At 63.8% G+C, this 14,797-nt stretch carries 13 protein-coding genes; 6 read left to right on the top strand and 7 right to left on the bottom strand.

What is annotated here, in order from left to right; genetic code table 11:
- Nucleotides 1-37: 37 nt before the first annotated feature.
- Complete coding sequence (locus JQ575_RS34700) at nucleotides 38-235, bottom strand: hypothetical protein (RefSeq protein ID WP_212037720.1); 198 nt, start codon at nucleotides 233-235, stop codon at nucleotides 38-40.
- Between the two features lie 292 nt (nucleotides 236-527).
- Between JQ575_RS34700 and JQ575_RS34695 the strand changes: the two genes are divergently transcribed.
- A complete protein-coding gene (locus tag JQ575_RS34695; RefSeq protein ID WP_249167111.1) occupies nucleotides 528-875 on the top strand; it encodes a GrlR family regulatory protein in 348 nt (115 codons plus the stop codon).
- Nucleotides 876-893: 18 nt separating this feature from the next.
- Here JQ575_RS34695 and JQ575_RS34690 read toward each other — a convergent pair whose 3' ends face one another.
- Nucleotides 894-1,835, bottom strand: coding sequence for an acetamidase/formamidase family protein (locus JQ575_RS34690; protein ID WP_212037719.1), 942 nt, complete (start codon nucleotides 1,833-1,835; stop codon nucleotides 894-896).
- 173 nt (nucleotides 1,836-2,008) lie between these two features.
- On the opposite strand from JQ575_RS34690, the gene JQ575_RS34685 reads away from it, so the two are divergent.
- The 3 genes from JQ575_RS34685 (at nucleotide 2,009) to JQ575_RS34675 (ending at nucleotide 5,007) form a co-directional block, all read left to right on the top strand.
- Nucleotides 2,009-2,815 carry a YdcF family protein gene (locus JQ575_RS34685; protein WP_212037718.1) on the top strand — a complete coding sequence of 269 codons (807 nt, stop codon included), beginning with the start codon at nucleotides 2,009-2,011 and terminating at the stop codon, nucleotides 2,813-2,815.
- A gap of 80 nt (nucleotides 2,816-2,895) precedes the next feature.
- On the top strand, nucleotides 2,896-3,681 hold the full coding sequence (locus JQ575_RS34680; protein WP_212037717.1) for a DUF169 domain-containing protein: 786 nt from the start codon (nucleotides 2,896-2,898) through the stop codon (nucleotides 3,679-3,681).
- Between the two features lie 147 nt (nucleotides 3,682-3,828).
- Entirely contained in the window at nucleotides 3,829-5,007 is a 1,179-nt protein-coding gene (locus JQ575_RS34675; protein ID WP_212037716.1) for a trans-acting enoyl reductase family protein, read from the top strand.
- Nucleotides 5,008-5,111: 104 nt separating this feature from the next.
- On the opposite strand, the gene JQ575_RS34670 is transcribed toward JQ575_RS34675, so the two are convergent.
- A complete protein-coding gene (locus JQ575_RS34670) occupies nucleotides 5,112-6,305 on the bottom strand; it encodes an NAD(P)/FAD-dependent oxidoreductase (protein WP_212037715.1) in 1,194 nt (397 codons plus the stop codon).
- Between the two features lie 83 nt (nucleotides 6,306-6,388).
- Here JQ575_RS34670 and JQ575_RS34665 point away from each other — a divergent pair, with 83 nt between their 5' ends.
- Nucleotides 6,389-6,919 carry a MarR family winged helix-turn-helix transcriptional regulator gene (locus tag JQ575_RS34665; RefSeq protein ID WP_249167110.1) on the top strand — a complete coding sequence of 177 codons (531 nt, stop codon included), beginning with the start codon at nucleotides 6,389-6,391 and terminating at the stop codon, nucleotides 6,917-6,919.
- Here the strand turns inward: JQ575_RS34665 and JQ575_RS34660 are convergent.
- The 4 genes from JQ575_RS34660 to JQ575_RS34645 form a co-directional block, all read right to left on the bottom strand.
- Nucleotides 6,891-8,165, bottom strand: coding sequence for an O-antigen ligase (locus tag JQ575_RS34660; protein WP_212037714.1), 1,275 nt, complete (start codon nucleotides 8,163-8,165; stop codon nucleotides 6,891-6,893). The two genes, JQ575_RS34665 and JQ575_RS34660, sit on opposite strands and share 29 nt — an antisense overlap.
- Nucleotides 8,166-8,316: 151 nt before the next feature.
- Nucleotides 8,317-9,846, bottom strand: a complete 1,530-nt coding sequence (locus tag JQ575_RS34655; protein ID WP_212037713.1) for an undecaprenyl-phosphate glucose phosphotransferase — start codon at nucleotides 9,844-9,846, stop codon at nucleotides 8,317-8,319.
- 150 nt (nucleotides 9,847-9,996) lie between these two features.
- Nucleotides 9,997-11,130, bottom strand: coding sequence for a glycosyltransferase family 4 protein (locus JQ575_RS34650; protein WP_212037712.1), 1,134 nt, complete (start codon nucleotides 11,128-11,130; stop codon nucleotides 9,997-9,999).
- Nucleotides 11,131-11,132: 2 nt separating this feature from the next.
- Complete coding sequence (locus tag JQ575_RS34645) at nucleotides 11,133-11,732, bottom strand: polysaccharide biosynthesis/export family protein (protein ID WP_212037711.1); 600 nt, start codon at nucleotides 11,730-11,732, stop codon at nucleotides 11,133-11,135.
- Nucleotides 11,733-11,946: 214 nt separating this feature from the next.
- On the opposite strand from JQ575_RS34645, the gene JQ575_RS34640 reads away from it, so the two are divergent.
- Nucleotides 11,947-14,274 carry an exopolysaccharide transport family protein gene (locus tag JQ575_RS34640; RefSeq protein WP_212037710.1) on the top strand — a complete coding sequence of 776 codons (2,328 nt, stop codon included), beginning with the start codon at nucleotides 11,947-11,949 and terminating at the stop codon, nucleotides 14,272-14,274.
- Nucleotides 14,275-14,797 lie beyond the last annotated feature (523 nt).

Below are 14,797 nucleotides of genomic sequence, written 5' to 3'. Positions count from 1 at the left end.
CTTGTCTCCCGTCAGCGAATTTTCCGCTGGCGTGCCATCAAGGCCTGCCATTGTCGCGGATCGACAGCAGCCCGTCCTTGATGGCGAGCCGGATGCCTTCCTCGATCAGGGTCTTCGCAACGCCGGGAACGCTAGTGCCGTGGGTACCCTGTCTCACCAGTTTTTCGAGATAGCTGATGGTCGAGAGCGCCAAGGTCACGGGAATGCGGTCGGTTTCGGCTTTTTCTGTAGCCATGCAAGAACGCTAACTTTTAAACGCTGTACTGAAAAGTATCTATTTAGACTCTATTAAGTTTCATGGGGATAAGTCAATCGCCACTTGGGGCGCAGTCTATCTCATTGTAACGGCATCGAAAAAGTCGACCATTGCCAGCAGGCACTGGCGTTAGACGGCGCTGCGCGACCAGCGACCGGGGTCTGACGGCGCCAAGGCAGCCGCGGCGAAACGATCCAGCTGTCAGTCCATTTCCCGATTGCCTCAGGTGGTCTGCACGGTCGATGCTGCTTCGACGGGGGACAATCCTGCGATGACGATGACCAACGGTCTCTACTCGATCCTGACCGAAATGATGGAGGGCGGGCATGGCCATGCCAGCGGCGTCATCGTGCTGCTGGATGGCAGGATCGCCGGCGGCGACTCGCATTTCTATTATACGGGCTCCTACACCGCCGATCGCGGCAAATGGCGCGGCGAACTGACCACCAACCAGCACACCAAATCGGCTGGCGTGCTGCCGCTGTTCGGCGGGCGCGAGGTCACCACCGGCTTCAGCGGCACCTATACCGCCGATCGCGCTGACGTGCAGGGGGCGGCGCTGGTTGGAAAGACCAGCGTCAGGATTCGTTCAACGTTGGAGCTGCTTTCGCCGCTGTGACGGCGCACCGCGCTGAAATCAGCCGTGCACCACACTCTTTGCGATCATGCAGTGGATGCCCTTGGAGCCGTTGACCGTCTGCGTCACCCGCAGATCGGCGGCGAGGCTGCAGAGCGTGTAGGCGTCCTCGCGCGACAGATTGCGCTTCTCGCCGAGCAGCACGATCATGTCGCGCAGCGCGCGCACCACGCATTGGTCGAGGTCGGGGTCCATCGCCATCGTCATGTAATGATCAGGTGTTTCCGCGCGCGGATATTCCAGCCGCAGATCCTTGCGCAGCGTCAGGCGGAAGCGGCCCTGCAGCGCGGTTTCGATCGCGGTGACGCAGACTTCGCCGTCGCCCTGCACGCCGTGGCCGTCGCCGCAGGAAAACAGCGCGCCGGGCACGAACACCGGCAGATAGAGTTTGGCGCCGGCCCCTAACTCCTTATTGTCGAGATTGCCGCCCATCGCGCGCGGGATCAGCGAGGTGATGCGGCCCCAGGCCGGCGGCGGCGCCACGCCCATCACGCCGAAGAACGGTTTGAGCGGCAGGTACAGCCCCCACGGCATCCGGCCGACCATCCGCTCGCGATCGAGCGGAATGTTGAGCAGGCGCGTCTCGTGGAAATCGTCGGGCAGAGTGCCGGACAGCGGCTTTATCAGATTGTAGCCCCAGTCCTGCCTGAGCTGGACGTCGAGAATGTCGACCTCGAGCACGTCGCCGGGCGCGGCGCCTTCAACCGCGATCGGGCCGGTCAGAATATGGCCCGGCACCATCCGCTCGTTCTGGGCGTGCACGTCGGCAAGCTCCGGCGGCACATGAAATTTGCTGCGGTCCGGCACCACGTCGGGGCCGCCGGTGATGGTGTCCACCGTGACCTCATCGCCGCTGGCAACGGTCAGGACCGGCTTCAATTTCGCTTCGAAGAAGCCCCAGTGGCAGGTTTTGGGGCTGGAATGCAGATGGTGATGGGTCATGGGGACCTTCTTGTCGGTGTTGTCTTGTCCTATTTGTCATTGCCGGGCTTGACCCGGCAATCCATCATTCTCGAATAATCCTTTTTGTGAAGATAGATGGATACGCGGGTCAAGCCCGCGTATGACGACCGAATGCTAAGTCGATACTGCGCTCCCGCCTGAAGGGTCCTCCCTTGTTCTTCATCCTCTCCAAGACGCTCGGCTATATGCTGATGCCGACGAATTTCCTGATCGGCGTCGGGTTCGTTGGCGCGATCCTGCTGCTGACGCGTTTTGCATCGCTCGGCCGCAAGCTTGTGATGGCGGCGGTGCTGCTGCTGGTGATCTGCGGATTGTCGCCGCTCGGAAACCTGTTGCTCTATCCGCTGGAGCAGCGCTTTCCGCGATGGGAGGCCGGCGCGGGCGCGCCGCCGGACGGCATCGTCGTCCTCGGCGCATCGATCGACGCTGATCTATCGGCTGCGCGTGGCACGCCGGTGGTGCGCGGCGCGCCTGATCGTATCATCGCGGCGGCGGCGTTGGCGCATCGCTATCCGAATGCGCGCATCGTCTTCACCGGCGGCAGTGCGAATCTGATTTCGAACGACGCGCGCGAAGCCGATTTCGCCGGCGCCGTTTTTGAAAGCCTTGGCATCGCCAAATCACGTCTCATCATGGAACGGGCGTCGCGCAACACGGTGGAGAATGCCCAGTTCTCGAAAGCGCTGGTGGCGCCAAAGGACGGCGAGCGCTGGTTGCTGGTGACCTCGGCCTTTCACATGCCGCGATCGGTCGGCCTGTTCCGAAAGGCCGGATTTGCGGTCGAGGCCTATCCGGTCGATTGGCGGGTCGGTGGCCGCGGCGATCTCATGAAGTTCTCGATCGCCATTCTTGATGGCCTCGGACGCACCGAAATCGCGGCGCGCGAATGGATGGGACTGGTTGCGTACCGGGCCACCGGCAAGATCGACGATTTGCTGCCGGGACCAGCGCCGAAGTAGAGGTCGCAACAGCCGACCGGCCGGGCTAGAATTGATGCCAACAACAACATGCGCACCGCGCCGATTTGGGAGTTTACGCCATGCAACAGCAAACGTCGCCGGAAGCGTTCGATTTGAACGGCATGGCCGCCGACCTGATCAGCCTGTTGCGGCTCCGGACCACCGTGATCGGCATCAAGATGTTCACGACCGTCGAGGAGATGGCGGCGATCCCGAAAATCCGGCGCCCGTCCGCGGTCCATACCACCGACCAGATCGTCAGCATGGCTTCAAGGCTCGGCTGGACCGTCGGCATCACCGGCGAAGACCTCGTCGGCGCGCAATGCCGCGCTGTGATTGGCCTCGCACCGCAGGACGAAAAATTCCTTGAAGGAAAAAACTATGTCGGCGTCTGGCACGGCACCGAGGAGGACGCGAGGTTGCGCCAGGAAGCGCTCGACGTCGTGCCGTACGGCCAGTACCAGGCGATGGCGGTGAGCCCGCTCACTAGCGGCCGGCTCAATCCGCCTGACATCTGTCTGGTGTATGCAACGCCGGGCCAGATGATCATCCTGATCAACGGGCTGCAATATACCGGCTACAAGAAGTTCGAATGGGGCGTGGTCGGCGAGACCGCCTGTGCGGATTCGTGGGGACGGGCGCTCAAGACCGGCGAGCCGAGTCTGTCGCTGCCGTGCTTTGCCGAACGGCGCTATGGCGGCGTGCCCGACGAGGAGATGCTGATGGCGCTGCAGCCGGCGCATCTCGCCAAGGCCATCGTCGGCATGAAGCAACTGGCGAAAAATGGCCTGCGCTATCCGATCGCGCCCTATGGCATCCAGGCCGACGTCCGCGCCGGCATGGGCGTTTCCTACGCCAAGAAATAGTGTAGATCGTCATGCCCGGGCAGAAGCGCGAAGCACGTCTTCGCTAGGTGTCCCGGGCATCCACGTCTTAGTGGTGTAGAGACAAAAAAAGACGTGGATGGCCGGGACAAGCCCGGCCATGACGGAAAAACTTCAAGGATCTAAAACATGTCTTCGTCGAAATTCGACATCGTTGTTTACGGCGCCACCGGTTTCACCGGCCAGCTCGTCGCCGAATACCTCGCCGCGCATTACAAGGGCGACAGCAGCCTGAAATGGGCGATGGCCGGCCGCAGCAAGGACAAGCTGGCTGCCGTGCGCGACGCGATCGGTGCGCCATCGGATACGCCGCTGATCGTGGCCGACGCGTCAGATGCCGCGTCGCTGAAGGCGATGGTGGCGCAGACGAAATCCGTGATCACCACGGTCGGCCCGTACCTGCTTTACGGCAACGAATTGGTGGCAGCTTGCGCGGCCTCGGGCACCGACTACTTCGATTTGTGCGGCGAGACGCCATGGATGCGGCGGATCATCGACGCGCACCAAACCACCGCGCAGCGCAGCGGCGCGCGGATCATGTTTTCCTGCGGCTATGATTCCCTGCCATTTGAACTGGGCGTGTTCTGCGCTCAGGAGGAGGCGAAGAAACAGTTTGGGGCAGCGGTCCCCCGGGTCAAGGGTCGCATCCGCGCGATGAAGGGGACCTTCTCGGGCGGAACGGCGGCCAGCGGCAAATCGCTGTTTGAAGCTGCCGCAAAAGATCAGGGAATTCTGGCGTTGATGCGGGATCCGTTCGCGCTGACGCCGGGCTTTCAGGGACCGAAACAGCCGCCCGGCAACAGGCCAATGCTGGATGAGGATTTGCAGGTCTGGGTGACGCCGTTCTTCATGGCGAACATCAACACTCGCAATGTGCATCGTTCGAACATGCTGCTGGGCTTCCCCTATGGTCGGGATTTCGTCTACGACGAGATGCAGGTCACCGGTCCCGGCGCGGACGGCGAGGCGTTGGCCAAAAGCATCCAGGCGGCCAACAACAAGATAGCGCTATCCGCCGTCCCGAAGCCGGGCGAGGGGCCGTCGAAGGAAGAGCGCGAAACCGGCCATTACGATCTGCTGTTCGTCGCCATCGCGCCCGACGGCAAGCAGGCCCGCGCCTCGGTCAAGGGCGACCGCGATCCCGGCTATGGCTCGACGTCCAAGATGATCTCGGAATGCGCGATCTGCCTGCTGCGCGATACGCCTGAGGTGCCGGCGGGAATCTGGACGCCGGGGGCGGCGATGCAGCACAGGCTGATCAAGCGGCTCGAGGATCATGCCGGGCTGACGTTCACGGTGGAGACGTAGCCGCAGTTCGTAGGGTGGACAAAGCGAAGCGTGCCCACCAATTCACAGTGCGCAAGGAGTGTGGGCAAGCGCTTACGCGCCTTTGCCCACCCTGCAAATCTTCACTACGCCGCGCGGGGATCGTATCTATACATCCAGTCCATGCCCTTGGACGTGACCGGCAGCAGCAGTTTCAGCATGCGGTCACGGATCCAGGCGCCGGTCGGTGAGAACTCGCGCTTGCTGTTGCCATTGCGGCGCGCCAGCGCCACGATCTTCTCCGCGCGCGGACGGCGCTCGGCCTCGAAATTCCTAAACGTCAACGCGAGCTCCTGGCGGGTCTGCATCAAGCGGCCAAGCCGCAGCGCGTCTTCCAGCGCCAGCGAGGCGCCCTGGCCGGCATGCGGGCTGGTGGCGTGCGCGGCGTCGCCAATGAGAAGCGTCCGCTGGCGCGACCAGGTCGGCAGGGTCGCAACATCGAGCGTGTCCGTCACCACGATGTTCTCGGCCGCATCGATGATTTGCAGGATCGGATCGTGCCAGCCGGCGTGGAAATTCCGTAAGTGCTGCCGCAGCTGATCCTGGCTCATGGCTCGGAACGTCGCGGCACTGACGCCGTGCGCGGGCTGCGTGCTCCACCACATCAGGCCGTCGTCGGGATCGGAACTGCAGATGCCATAGCCGAAGAATCCACTCTGGCCGAACGTCGTCACCACGCGCTGGCCGATCGGCGAATTCTCGATCACCGCGCGTGGCACAAAACCGCCGAAACCGATCAGGCCGGTGTCGAACGGCTTTGGTCCGTCCGGAATCACGTGGCCGCGCACGGCCGAGTGCACGCCGTCGGCGCCGATCACAAAATCGCCCTCGGCAAGGCTGCCGTCGGAAAAATGCGCGACGACCGGCCGGTCGGCGCGATCCTCGATTCCCACCAGCCGCTTTTCGAACCTGAGCTCGACGTTCGCACACCAGGCCTTGTCGATCAGCAATTCAATGAGCGTGGCACGGCACATGTTGACCGCGGGCTGGCCGAAGCGTTCTTTCATGTTGCGGTTGAGCGAGCCAAGGCGGTCGCCTCCTTGCGAATAGAAATCGAAGGATTCGGCGACCGAACCGCGCGCAATCATCTCGTCGGCGAGGCCGATCTCGGCCAGCACATGCATGCCGTTCGGCGCGATCTGCAGGCCGCCGCCGGTCCCGGTGGCGTAGGGCCAGGCCTCGAATACTTCGGCATCGATGCCGGCCTGCTTGAGGAAGATTCCCGTCACGGGACCCGCGATGCCGCCGCCGATGATCAGGGCTTTGGGACGTTTGGCCATGCCTTGCTCCATGCATCCGTGGGGTGGTAGGAAAACTAAAGCTGCTAATTATCTTAGTGGCTAAGATAATTATGGACTAAGATATGAAATCGACCGTGTCAAGGCCGAAGGCGCGGGCTGCGCTGTTGCAGGAACTGGAAGAGGCGATGCGACGGTCGTCGGCGCAGGGTGTGATCTTTGGGCAAACCGTTGCCAACGTGGCGGGAATTTCCGGTTCCGACCTCGAATGCCTGGATTTTCTCAATCTCGAGGGCCGCGTCACCGCCGGCCGTCTCGCCGAGGTCACGGGGCTGACCACGGGCGCCATCACCGGCGTGGTCGACCGGCTGGAGAAAGCCGGCTTCGTGCGCCGTGAGCGCGACGAGACCGACCGGCGCAAGGTCTTTATCGCGACCGTGCCTGACAGCGTCGCGCAGATCGGACGCTTCTACGTGCCGATGCAGCAGGCGATGCACAAACTATGGAGCACCTATTCGGAAGCGGAACTGCAATTGCTGCTGCGCTTCGCGAGCGAGAGCTACAAGTCGGTGCTGGAAGCGACAGAGGCGCTGAAGGGGCTGATCGACGCGCCGAAGCAGAAAGCGCCTAAGAAACTGGGACGGCCGCGCCGTTGAAGGTCTGACCGAGGCGGGCCTTGTAGTGCTCGGCGGCGACGAACATGCCCCACATCAGCCCCAGCATCATCCAGAAATGCCGCCAGTGATCGGTGTCGATGATGAAGCTTTCGCCGACGGTGCCGAGATAGGCGGCGAAGATCGCGAGATAGGCGCGCTGCCAGGGCGCGCGGACGAAGATATAGCGAAAGCCGTTCAGCGCCGTGACGAACACCAGCGCCGGGTAGCAGACGCCGGAGATCCAGCCGCCCGACATGAACGCGTTCAAATAGGAATTGTGGGTGTCCTCGGGAAAGTAGCGGGTGAACTGCAGCGGGCCGATACCGAACGGCAGATCGAGCGCCATGTTGGCGCCGAGGATGTAGCGCCCGAACCGGCCGAAGCGGCCCGAGTCATAGCTTTGATCGAAACTGGCGCGCTGCTTGAACATCTGCGCGATCGAGTCGAACGACAGCAGCACCGCCACCAGCGCCGCCGCGAGGATCGCAGCGACCAGCGCGATCATGATGATGCGTGAACGCTGCGCCTGCGACCGGCTGGTCAGCACCATCAGCGCCAGCATGAACATCGAGGTCAGGATCAGCCCGCCCCAGGCCGCGCGCGAAAACGCCAGCAGGATCGCCAGCGACATGATGCCGAAAGCAATGGTGTTGCGCAGCGACTTTCCGAGTTTGTCCGAGACGACGCTTTGCAGGCAAAACAGCGCCGGCAGGATCAGGAACGCGCCGAGCACGTTCGGGTCCTTGAAGGTGCCGCGGGCGCGATCGTACAGCGTCAGGAGGTCGCGTCCGCCCGGGACGAGGTTGAAATACCCGGCAATGCCCAGGCTCGCCGCGATCATCGCGCCGACGACGAGGCCGCGCCTGAGCATGTCGAGCCGGGCTGCGGTATCTTCCGCCACCACCATCGCGAACAGCATCACGGTGATGGCCATGTACCAGGAAGTCGCGATCCACATGCTGACATTGGGCCGGTCGATCACCGCGATGGCGCTGATCGTGTAGCCGGTATTGAGCAGGAACAGCGCCAGCAGCAGTGGAATGAACACCAGCCGCATCCGCAAGCCGCCGGTGGCAAAGAAGATCAGCGACGCCAGCAGCGTTGCGATCTCATAGGGGCTGGGCTCGATGAAGACGATGGCCCCGGACGCGCCGACCAGCCATACCATCGCGCGCTGCACCGCGAGCACGCCCGGCGCGGCCGTCAACGATGGAAGGGACCCCTCGGCTGTTGCCGCATACGCCATCACACACTCGTACAGTTACGCAACGCACACAAGCACAGCGAGCCGCTGTTTCCGTCATTGCGAGCGAAGCGAAGCAATCCATCGTGCGGCGAAGGAAGTGTGGATTGCTTCGTCGCTTCGCTCCTCGCAATGACGCCGGTAGTCTCTTTAACTAGTATGCGTTCTCGTTCTTCGTCATCAGCGCCAGCGGCGTCCTGAGCAGGATGAAGAGGTCGAACAGCACCGACCAGTTCTCGATGTAATAGAGGTCGAACTCGACGCGCTTCTGGATCTTCTCGTCGGTGTCGACTTCGCCGCGCCAGCCGTTGATCTGCGCCCAGCCGGTGATCCCGGGCTTGACGCGGTGGCGCGCGAAATAGCCGTCGACGGCCTCGTCGAACAGCCGGCTCTGCAACTTGCCCTGCACGGCGTGCGGGCGCGGGCCGACCAGCGACAAATTGCTCTTGAACACCACGTTGAACAGCTGCGGCAGTTCATCGAGGCTGGTCTTGCGGATGAAGCGCCCGACGCGGGTGACGCGGGCATCGTTCTTGGTCACGACCTTGGAGGCGGTGGGATCGGCGAGATGGTGGTACATCGAGCGGAACTTGAAGACGTCGATGCGCTCATTGTTGAAGCCGAACCGTTTCTGGCGGAAGATCACCGGCCCCGGGCTGTCCAGCTTGATGGCGAGCGCGACCAGTCCCATCACGGGCAGCGCCAGCATCAGGATCAGGAAGCCGACGACGTGGTCGAACAGCCACTTCATCACCAGATCCCAGTCGGTGATCGGCGCCTCGAACACGTCGAGCGTCGGCACCTCGCCGAGATAGGAATAGGAGCGGGGACGGAAGCGCAGCTTGTTGGTGTGCGCGGACAGACGGATGTCGACCGGCAGCACCCACAGCTTCTTCAGCATTTCCAGGATGCGCGTCTCGGCCGAGATCGGCAGCGCGAACAGCACGAGGTCGACGCGAGTGCGGCGGGCGAATTCGACGATGTCGTCGACCTTGCCGAGCTTCGGGCTGCCGGCGCAGGTTTCCAGCGCGCGGCTGTCGTTGCGGTCGTCGAACACGCCGAGCACGTCAATATCCGAATCGTGCTGGGTCTTGAGCGCCTCGACCAGCTGCTCGCCGTTCTGGTCCGAGCCGACCACGATGGTGCGGCGGTCAAGCCGGCCCTGCCGCGCCCAGCTGCGCACCAGCGTGCGCAGGAAGGCGCGTTCGATCAGCAGGGCCGCAAGGCCGACGACGAAGAACGATGCGAGCCAGATCCGCGAAATCTCGCTGCCGAGCTTGACCAGGAAGGAAGCGCCGATGAACAGCAGGAACACGAAGGCCCAGGACGAAATCATCCTGGTCTTCTGCCGCAGCTGGCCGCGGAACACCTGGACTTCGTAGATGTCGGCAGCCTGGAAGCAGATCACGGCGGTCGCCGTCATGCCGATGATCGCGGCGACATATTCCCAATGGAAACCCTTGAGGCGCACGACATAGGCGAAATAGAGCGCAAGGCCGATCAGGCTGAGCATGACGAAATCGACCAGGCGGACCGCACCCGCGATCACGATCGGCGAATAGGCGCGGCTGACCTTCTGGTTGGTGACGGCAAGGGCTGCCGGCGAGAGCCGGCGGCGCCGTTCGATCGGCGGGCGTTCACCGGTAGCGGTCGCCGCGGCCGTTGCTGCCGCAGCGTCTAACATCGAGCGAGCGTTAAGCGGTTCCACTGTTCCAAGTCCGATTCTGATTCCGTTCTTAGGCCGGCACATAGGGATGCGCCCGCCGATGCGGAATTCCCTGCCATCCGGCTTAAGGGACAAATCGGAAGAAACAGTTACGTTGGTAAAGAACGGTTAACGATTGGCAAACGCGTCGCGGTAGCCGGTCAATACGCCCTCGACCATCGCCTTCTGCGAGAAGTGCTGAAAAATCCGCTCGCGCAGGGATTTAGCCCGCTCCAGCGTCGCCGCCGGATTCTCCAGCGCAGTCTCGATCGCATCCGCCATCGCGGCGGCGAGGTTGGGGGCGAACAGCGCCTCGGCATGGGCGCCGAAAATCTCCGGAATGCCGCCGACATTGGCGGCCACCATCGGAATTCCCGCCGCCGCGGCCTCGATCACGACATAGGGCATGGAATCGCCGCGGGAGGGAACCACCAGCAGCGAGCCCTTGGAAAAGCCGTAGCGTGCCTTGACGTGGCCGATGAAGCGGATCGCCTCGCCGAGGCCGAGCCGCTGCACCTGTGCCTTCAAGGCAGCGCTTTCCTCTCCGTCGCCGGCGAGCGTCAGCGTCACCGGCCGGCCGTCGGTGCGCAGCCGGGCCACCGCGTCGATCAGGAGGTCGGCGCCCTTGATGTGCCGGAACTCGCCGACATAGAGCACGTCGGTAGCGTCCTCGGCCTTGACGACCGGGTCGAACTCATTGGCGGTGACGCCGTTGAACACGCAGCGTACCAGCCCTTTCGGGGTGCCGATGGTGCGCTGATAGGTGTTGCGCGCGAACGCGCTTTCGAACAGGAACAGGTCTGTCGAGTCCATCAGCGCGCGCTCGAGGCGCGCATAGAAGTTGCCCTTGAGCGTCGACAGCGGGTAATGCAGCGACCCGCCATGCGGCGTATAGACCCGGATCGTATTCTTGGCGGCGATCCCAGCGCGTATGAACACACCGGCCTTGGCGCCATGGCCGTGCAGCACGTCCGGCTTCAGCTGCCGGACCAGGCGCAGGAAGCGCACCCATGCCAGGGTGTCGCTGGGGCGCGGTTCGCGGTGGATGGCGACACGATGAACGCCGAGCTTGAGGCGGGGCGCGATGTCCGCCAGCGCCTGCTCGGCGCGCTCGCCGCCGGTGAGGCTGTCGGCGATGATGCCGACGTGATGGCCTTTATCGGCCTGGCCGTTGGCGAGATCCAGGATATGGCGAAAAATGCCACCCACCGGGGCGCGCGTCGCGTGCAGGATACGAAGGGGCTGACCGTCGACGACAGGCATAATCAGAACCAGCGTTCGCCAACGAGCACCGTATCGCCCGGGCTGATGGACGTTCCCGGCGGCACCACGTAGCGCGCCGTTCCGGATCCGTCGGTGTGCGTGACCGTCACCCGGTCGCGCAGAGCGCGCGGCGAGAAGCCGCCAGCGATGGCAACGGCGCTTTCAACGGTCATGTTCGGTACATAAGGATATTGTCCGGGCGCCGCCACTTCGCCGAGGATGAAGAACGGCCGATAGGCTTCGACTTCGACGGCGACCGAGGGCTCGCGGATGAAACCGCGGCGCAGCCTGGCGCCGATGTCGGCGGCCAGCCCCGCGGGCGTCCTGCCGCGCGCCGGGACCGAACCGATCAGCGGCATCGTGATCGAGCCGCTGGCATCGATGGCATAGGTGTTGGTGAGGCCTTCCTGGCCGTAGACGACGACGCGGAGCTTGTCGCCAGTATCCAGATGATAGGCCGCGTCAAAGCGCGGCGGCGCCGGTTCGGCATAGGCCACCGCGACAGGGGCGGGCGCCACGGCAACCGGCGTGGTCCGGCCCATGCAGCCCGCAAGCGCCAGCGCAGCAACCAGACATGGGATCGGGGCGAGCGCGCCTCGCATGGGAGAATCCTGAAAAAGTATCCGCCCGATTAAGGGTGTTCATGGTTAACAAAACATGACCGCAGCCCTGCGGGGCGGTCATTGCAGCCCGCAAATCGCGCGGATTAACCCAGCGGCAACCTTAATGGAGTGTAATCGCCGGGGTTGAGATGGGTCGTGGCGTTTTCGAGCGAAAACGCGTCACGATTTTAAGTGGCGTCCGCGGGAGTGTGCGATGCGTTTTGAGTTTTGGCGTACGGGCCGGATCAAGGCCGTGTTGGAGCGGGCGCTTCCAAAGCCCGCACCGGCCGTCACCAAGGCCGTCGCCACAGAGCCCGCCGTCGCCAGATCCGCTGTCACCAAGTCTGCCGTCGCCAAGTCTGCTGTCACCAGGCAGGTCGCCGCGCCGGAGTCCGGCGATCTGGACCTCCACGCGCTCGGTCAGGCCCTGATCCAAAAGCGCGCCTGGATCATCGTCCCGACGGTGCTGGCGCTGGTGCTGTCGATCGCCGCCGTCAACATGGTCACTCCGCGCTATAAATCCGAAGCCCGCATCCTCGTCGATGGCCGCGAGAACGTGTTCCTGCGGCCCAACGGCGAGCGCAATGAAGAGCGCAACACGGTCGACGCCGAGGCGGTGACGAGCCAGGTGCAGCTCTTGTTGTCGCGCGATCTGGCGCGCGAAATCATCAAGAAGAACAAACTGGCCGAGCGCCCGGAATTCGATCCGGTGCTGCAGGGCTTCTCGCCGCTGAAGTCGCTGCTGGCGCTGTTCGGTATAGGACGCGATCCGTTGTCGCTGACGCCGGAAGAGCGGGTGCTGGACGCCTATTTCGAGCGCTTTACGGCGTACGCGGTGGACAAGTCGCGCGTCATCGTCATCGAATTCCAGTCGCGCGATCCGGAGCTGGCCGCGCGCGTCGCCAATTCGATCGCGGAAGGGTATCTGGCCTTGCAGCAGGGCGCGCGCCAGGACCAGGCGAAATCCGCCAGTGGCTGGCTGTCGGGCGGTATCGAGGATCTGCGCAAGAAGGTCGCGGAAGCCGAGCAGCGCGCGGAAGATTTCCGCTCGAAGTCGAGCCTGTTCATCGGCACCAACAACACCTCGCTGTCCAACCAGCAGATGGGTGAGATCAACACCCAGCTCAACAACGCCCGCGCGCTGAAATCGGACGCCGAGTCCAAGGCGCGCATGATCAAGGACATGCTTCAGAGCGGCAAGCCGATCGAGGCTTCCGAAGTGCTCAATTCCGAATTGATCCGCCGGCTGTCCGAACAGCGGGTGACGCTGCGCGCGCAGCTCGCCGAACAGTCGTCGACGCTGCTCGACGGTCACCCCCGCATCAAGGAATTGAAGGCGCAGCTCGGCGATCTCGATCGCCAGTTGCGCGAGGAGGCGAGCAAGATCTCGCGCTCGCTCGAGAATGACGCGCGCCTCGCCAGCGGCCGGGTCGATAGCCTGAGAAACGAACTTGATCTGGTCAAGAAGCAGGCCTCCGCGTCCAACGGCCAGGACGTGCAGCTGCGCGCGCTGGAGCGCGAAGCCAAGGCGCAGCGCGATCTCCTGGAATCCTATCTGGCGAAATACCGCGAAGCCGCCGCCCGCGAAAACATCGACGCCGCGCCGGCCGACGGCCGCATCATCTCGCGCGCCACCGTTTCCAATACGCCGGCCTACCCGAAGAAGCTTCCGATCGTGCTGATCGCGACGCTGGCGACGTTGCTGCTGACCTCAGGCGCGATCGTGACCGGCGAGCTCCTGCGCATGACCGCGCCGCGCGCATCCGCCGCAGCCGTGCCAGCTGCCGTGACTTCAGCCGCAGAACCGGCTCGCGTCTCCGCGCCTCCGACTGCACCGTATTTCGAGCCGCAAGATGATTTCGGACCGGAACCGGATCATCCCGTGACGGACGACTCAAGGCCTGCCTTCCGCGAGCCTCGTGCCGAGCTCGCGGCAGGAATCGAAGAAATCGAGCAACTGGCCGACCGGCTCGGCCAGGCAGGCGGGGCGGCGCGCAAGGTAACAATCCTCGGCACCGCGTCGAGCGAAGGCATCACGCTGACCGCCCTGACGCTGGCGCGCTTGATGGCGCGGCAGGCCAAGATCGTGGTGGTCGACCTGACCGCGTCTTCGCCGACGATGACGGCGGTCTCGGTCGATCCGGCGGCCCCCGGGCTCGCCGAACTGATGCAGGGCGAAGCAACCTTTGCGCAGATCATCACCAGGGACCGGCTGTCGCGCGTCCATCTCGTCAGCGCCGGACGTCCGGGCTTCGATCGCTCGCAGCTGCAGTCGCCGCGGCTGACGCTGGCGATCGACGCGCTGCTGCGGGTTTACGACCATGTGTTGCTCGATGCCGGTTCGGCCTCCGACCTGCCGGCGGAACTACTGACCGCGCATGCCCGCGCGGTCGTAGTCCCCGACGCCTCGATGGATTCGGACGCCCGCAGCATCATGTGCGATCAGCTCCGGGCGGTCGGCTTCTCCGACGTCACGATGCTGCGCAAGCCGTGCCAGCCGTCGGACGCGGTCGAACGCGCCCCGCGCGTGGTGGCCGCCTAAAGGCGCGATCAACCACCGTCATTGCGAGCGCAGCGAAGCAATCCACCCATCCGTTATGCCGCGCGATGGATTGCTTCGCTGCGCTCGCAATGACGACAGAATGTAGGATGGGTAGAGCGAAGCGAAACCCATCATCTCTCCGCGAGTCCCAGTCGATGGGCTTCGCTTCGCTCTACCCATCCTACGAGTTCTCGTCATTCCATGATGCGCAATTGCGCATCTGAGGGCGCGCCTCTTGGCGCGAGCCCGGAATCCATCAGGCCGCATGCCCTGTTGCACGATGGATTCCGGGCTCGATGCTACGCATCGCCCTCAGATGTGCAATTGCGCATCGGGGAATGACGGCGGATGGATTGCTCGCACTGCGACAAATTAACCTGACGGGCAAAATTCCGCTTTCCTCGTCGGGCAAATCAGCGGTTTGAATTGTCGCGTCCCGCCCGACAAGAGGGGCGTTGCGCACGTCACGAACGCGCGGCGGGATGCGGTGGACGCTGGTTCACGTCTGACGACGGCGTGGGTT

It is taken from the genome of Bradyrhizobium sp. JYMT SZCCT0428, from assembly GCF_018131075.1.
GTDB lineage: Bacteria > Pseudomonadota > Alphaproteobacteria > Rhizobiales > Xanthobacteraceae > Bradyrhizobium.
The sequence above is the reverse complement of the archived record's forward strand: the minus strand, read 5'-3'. Positions and strand labels throughout refer to the sequence as shown.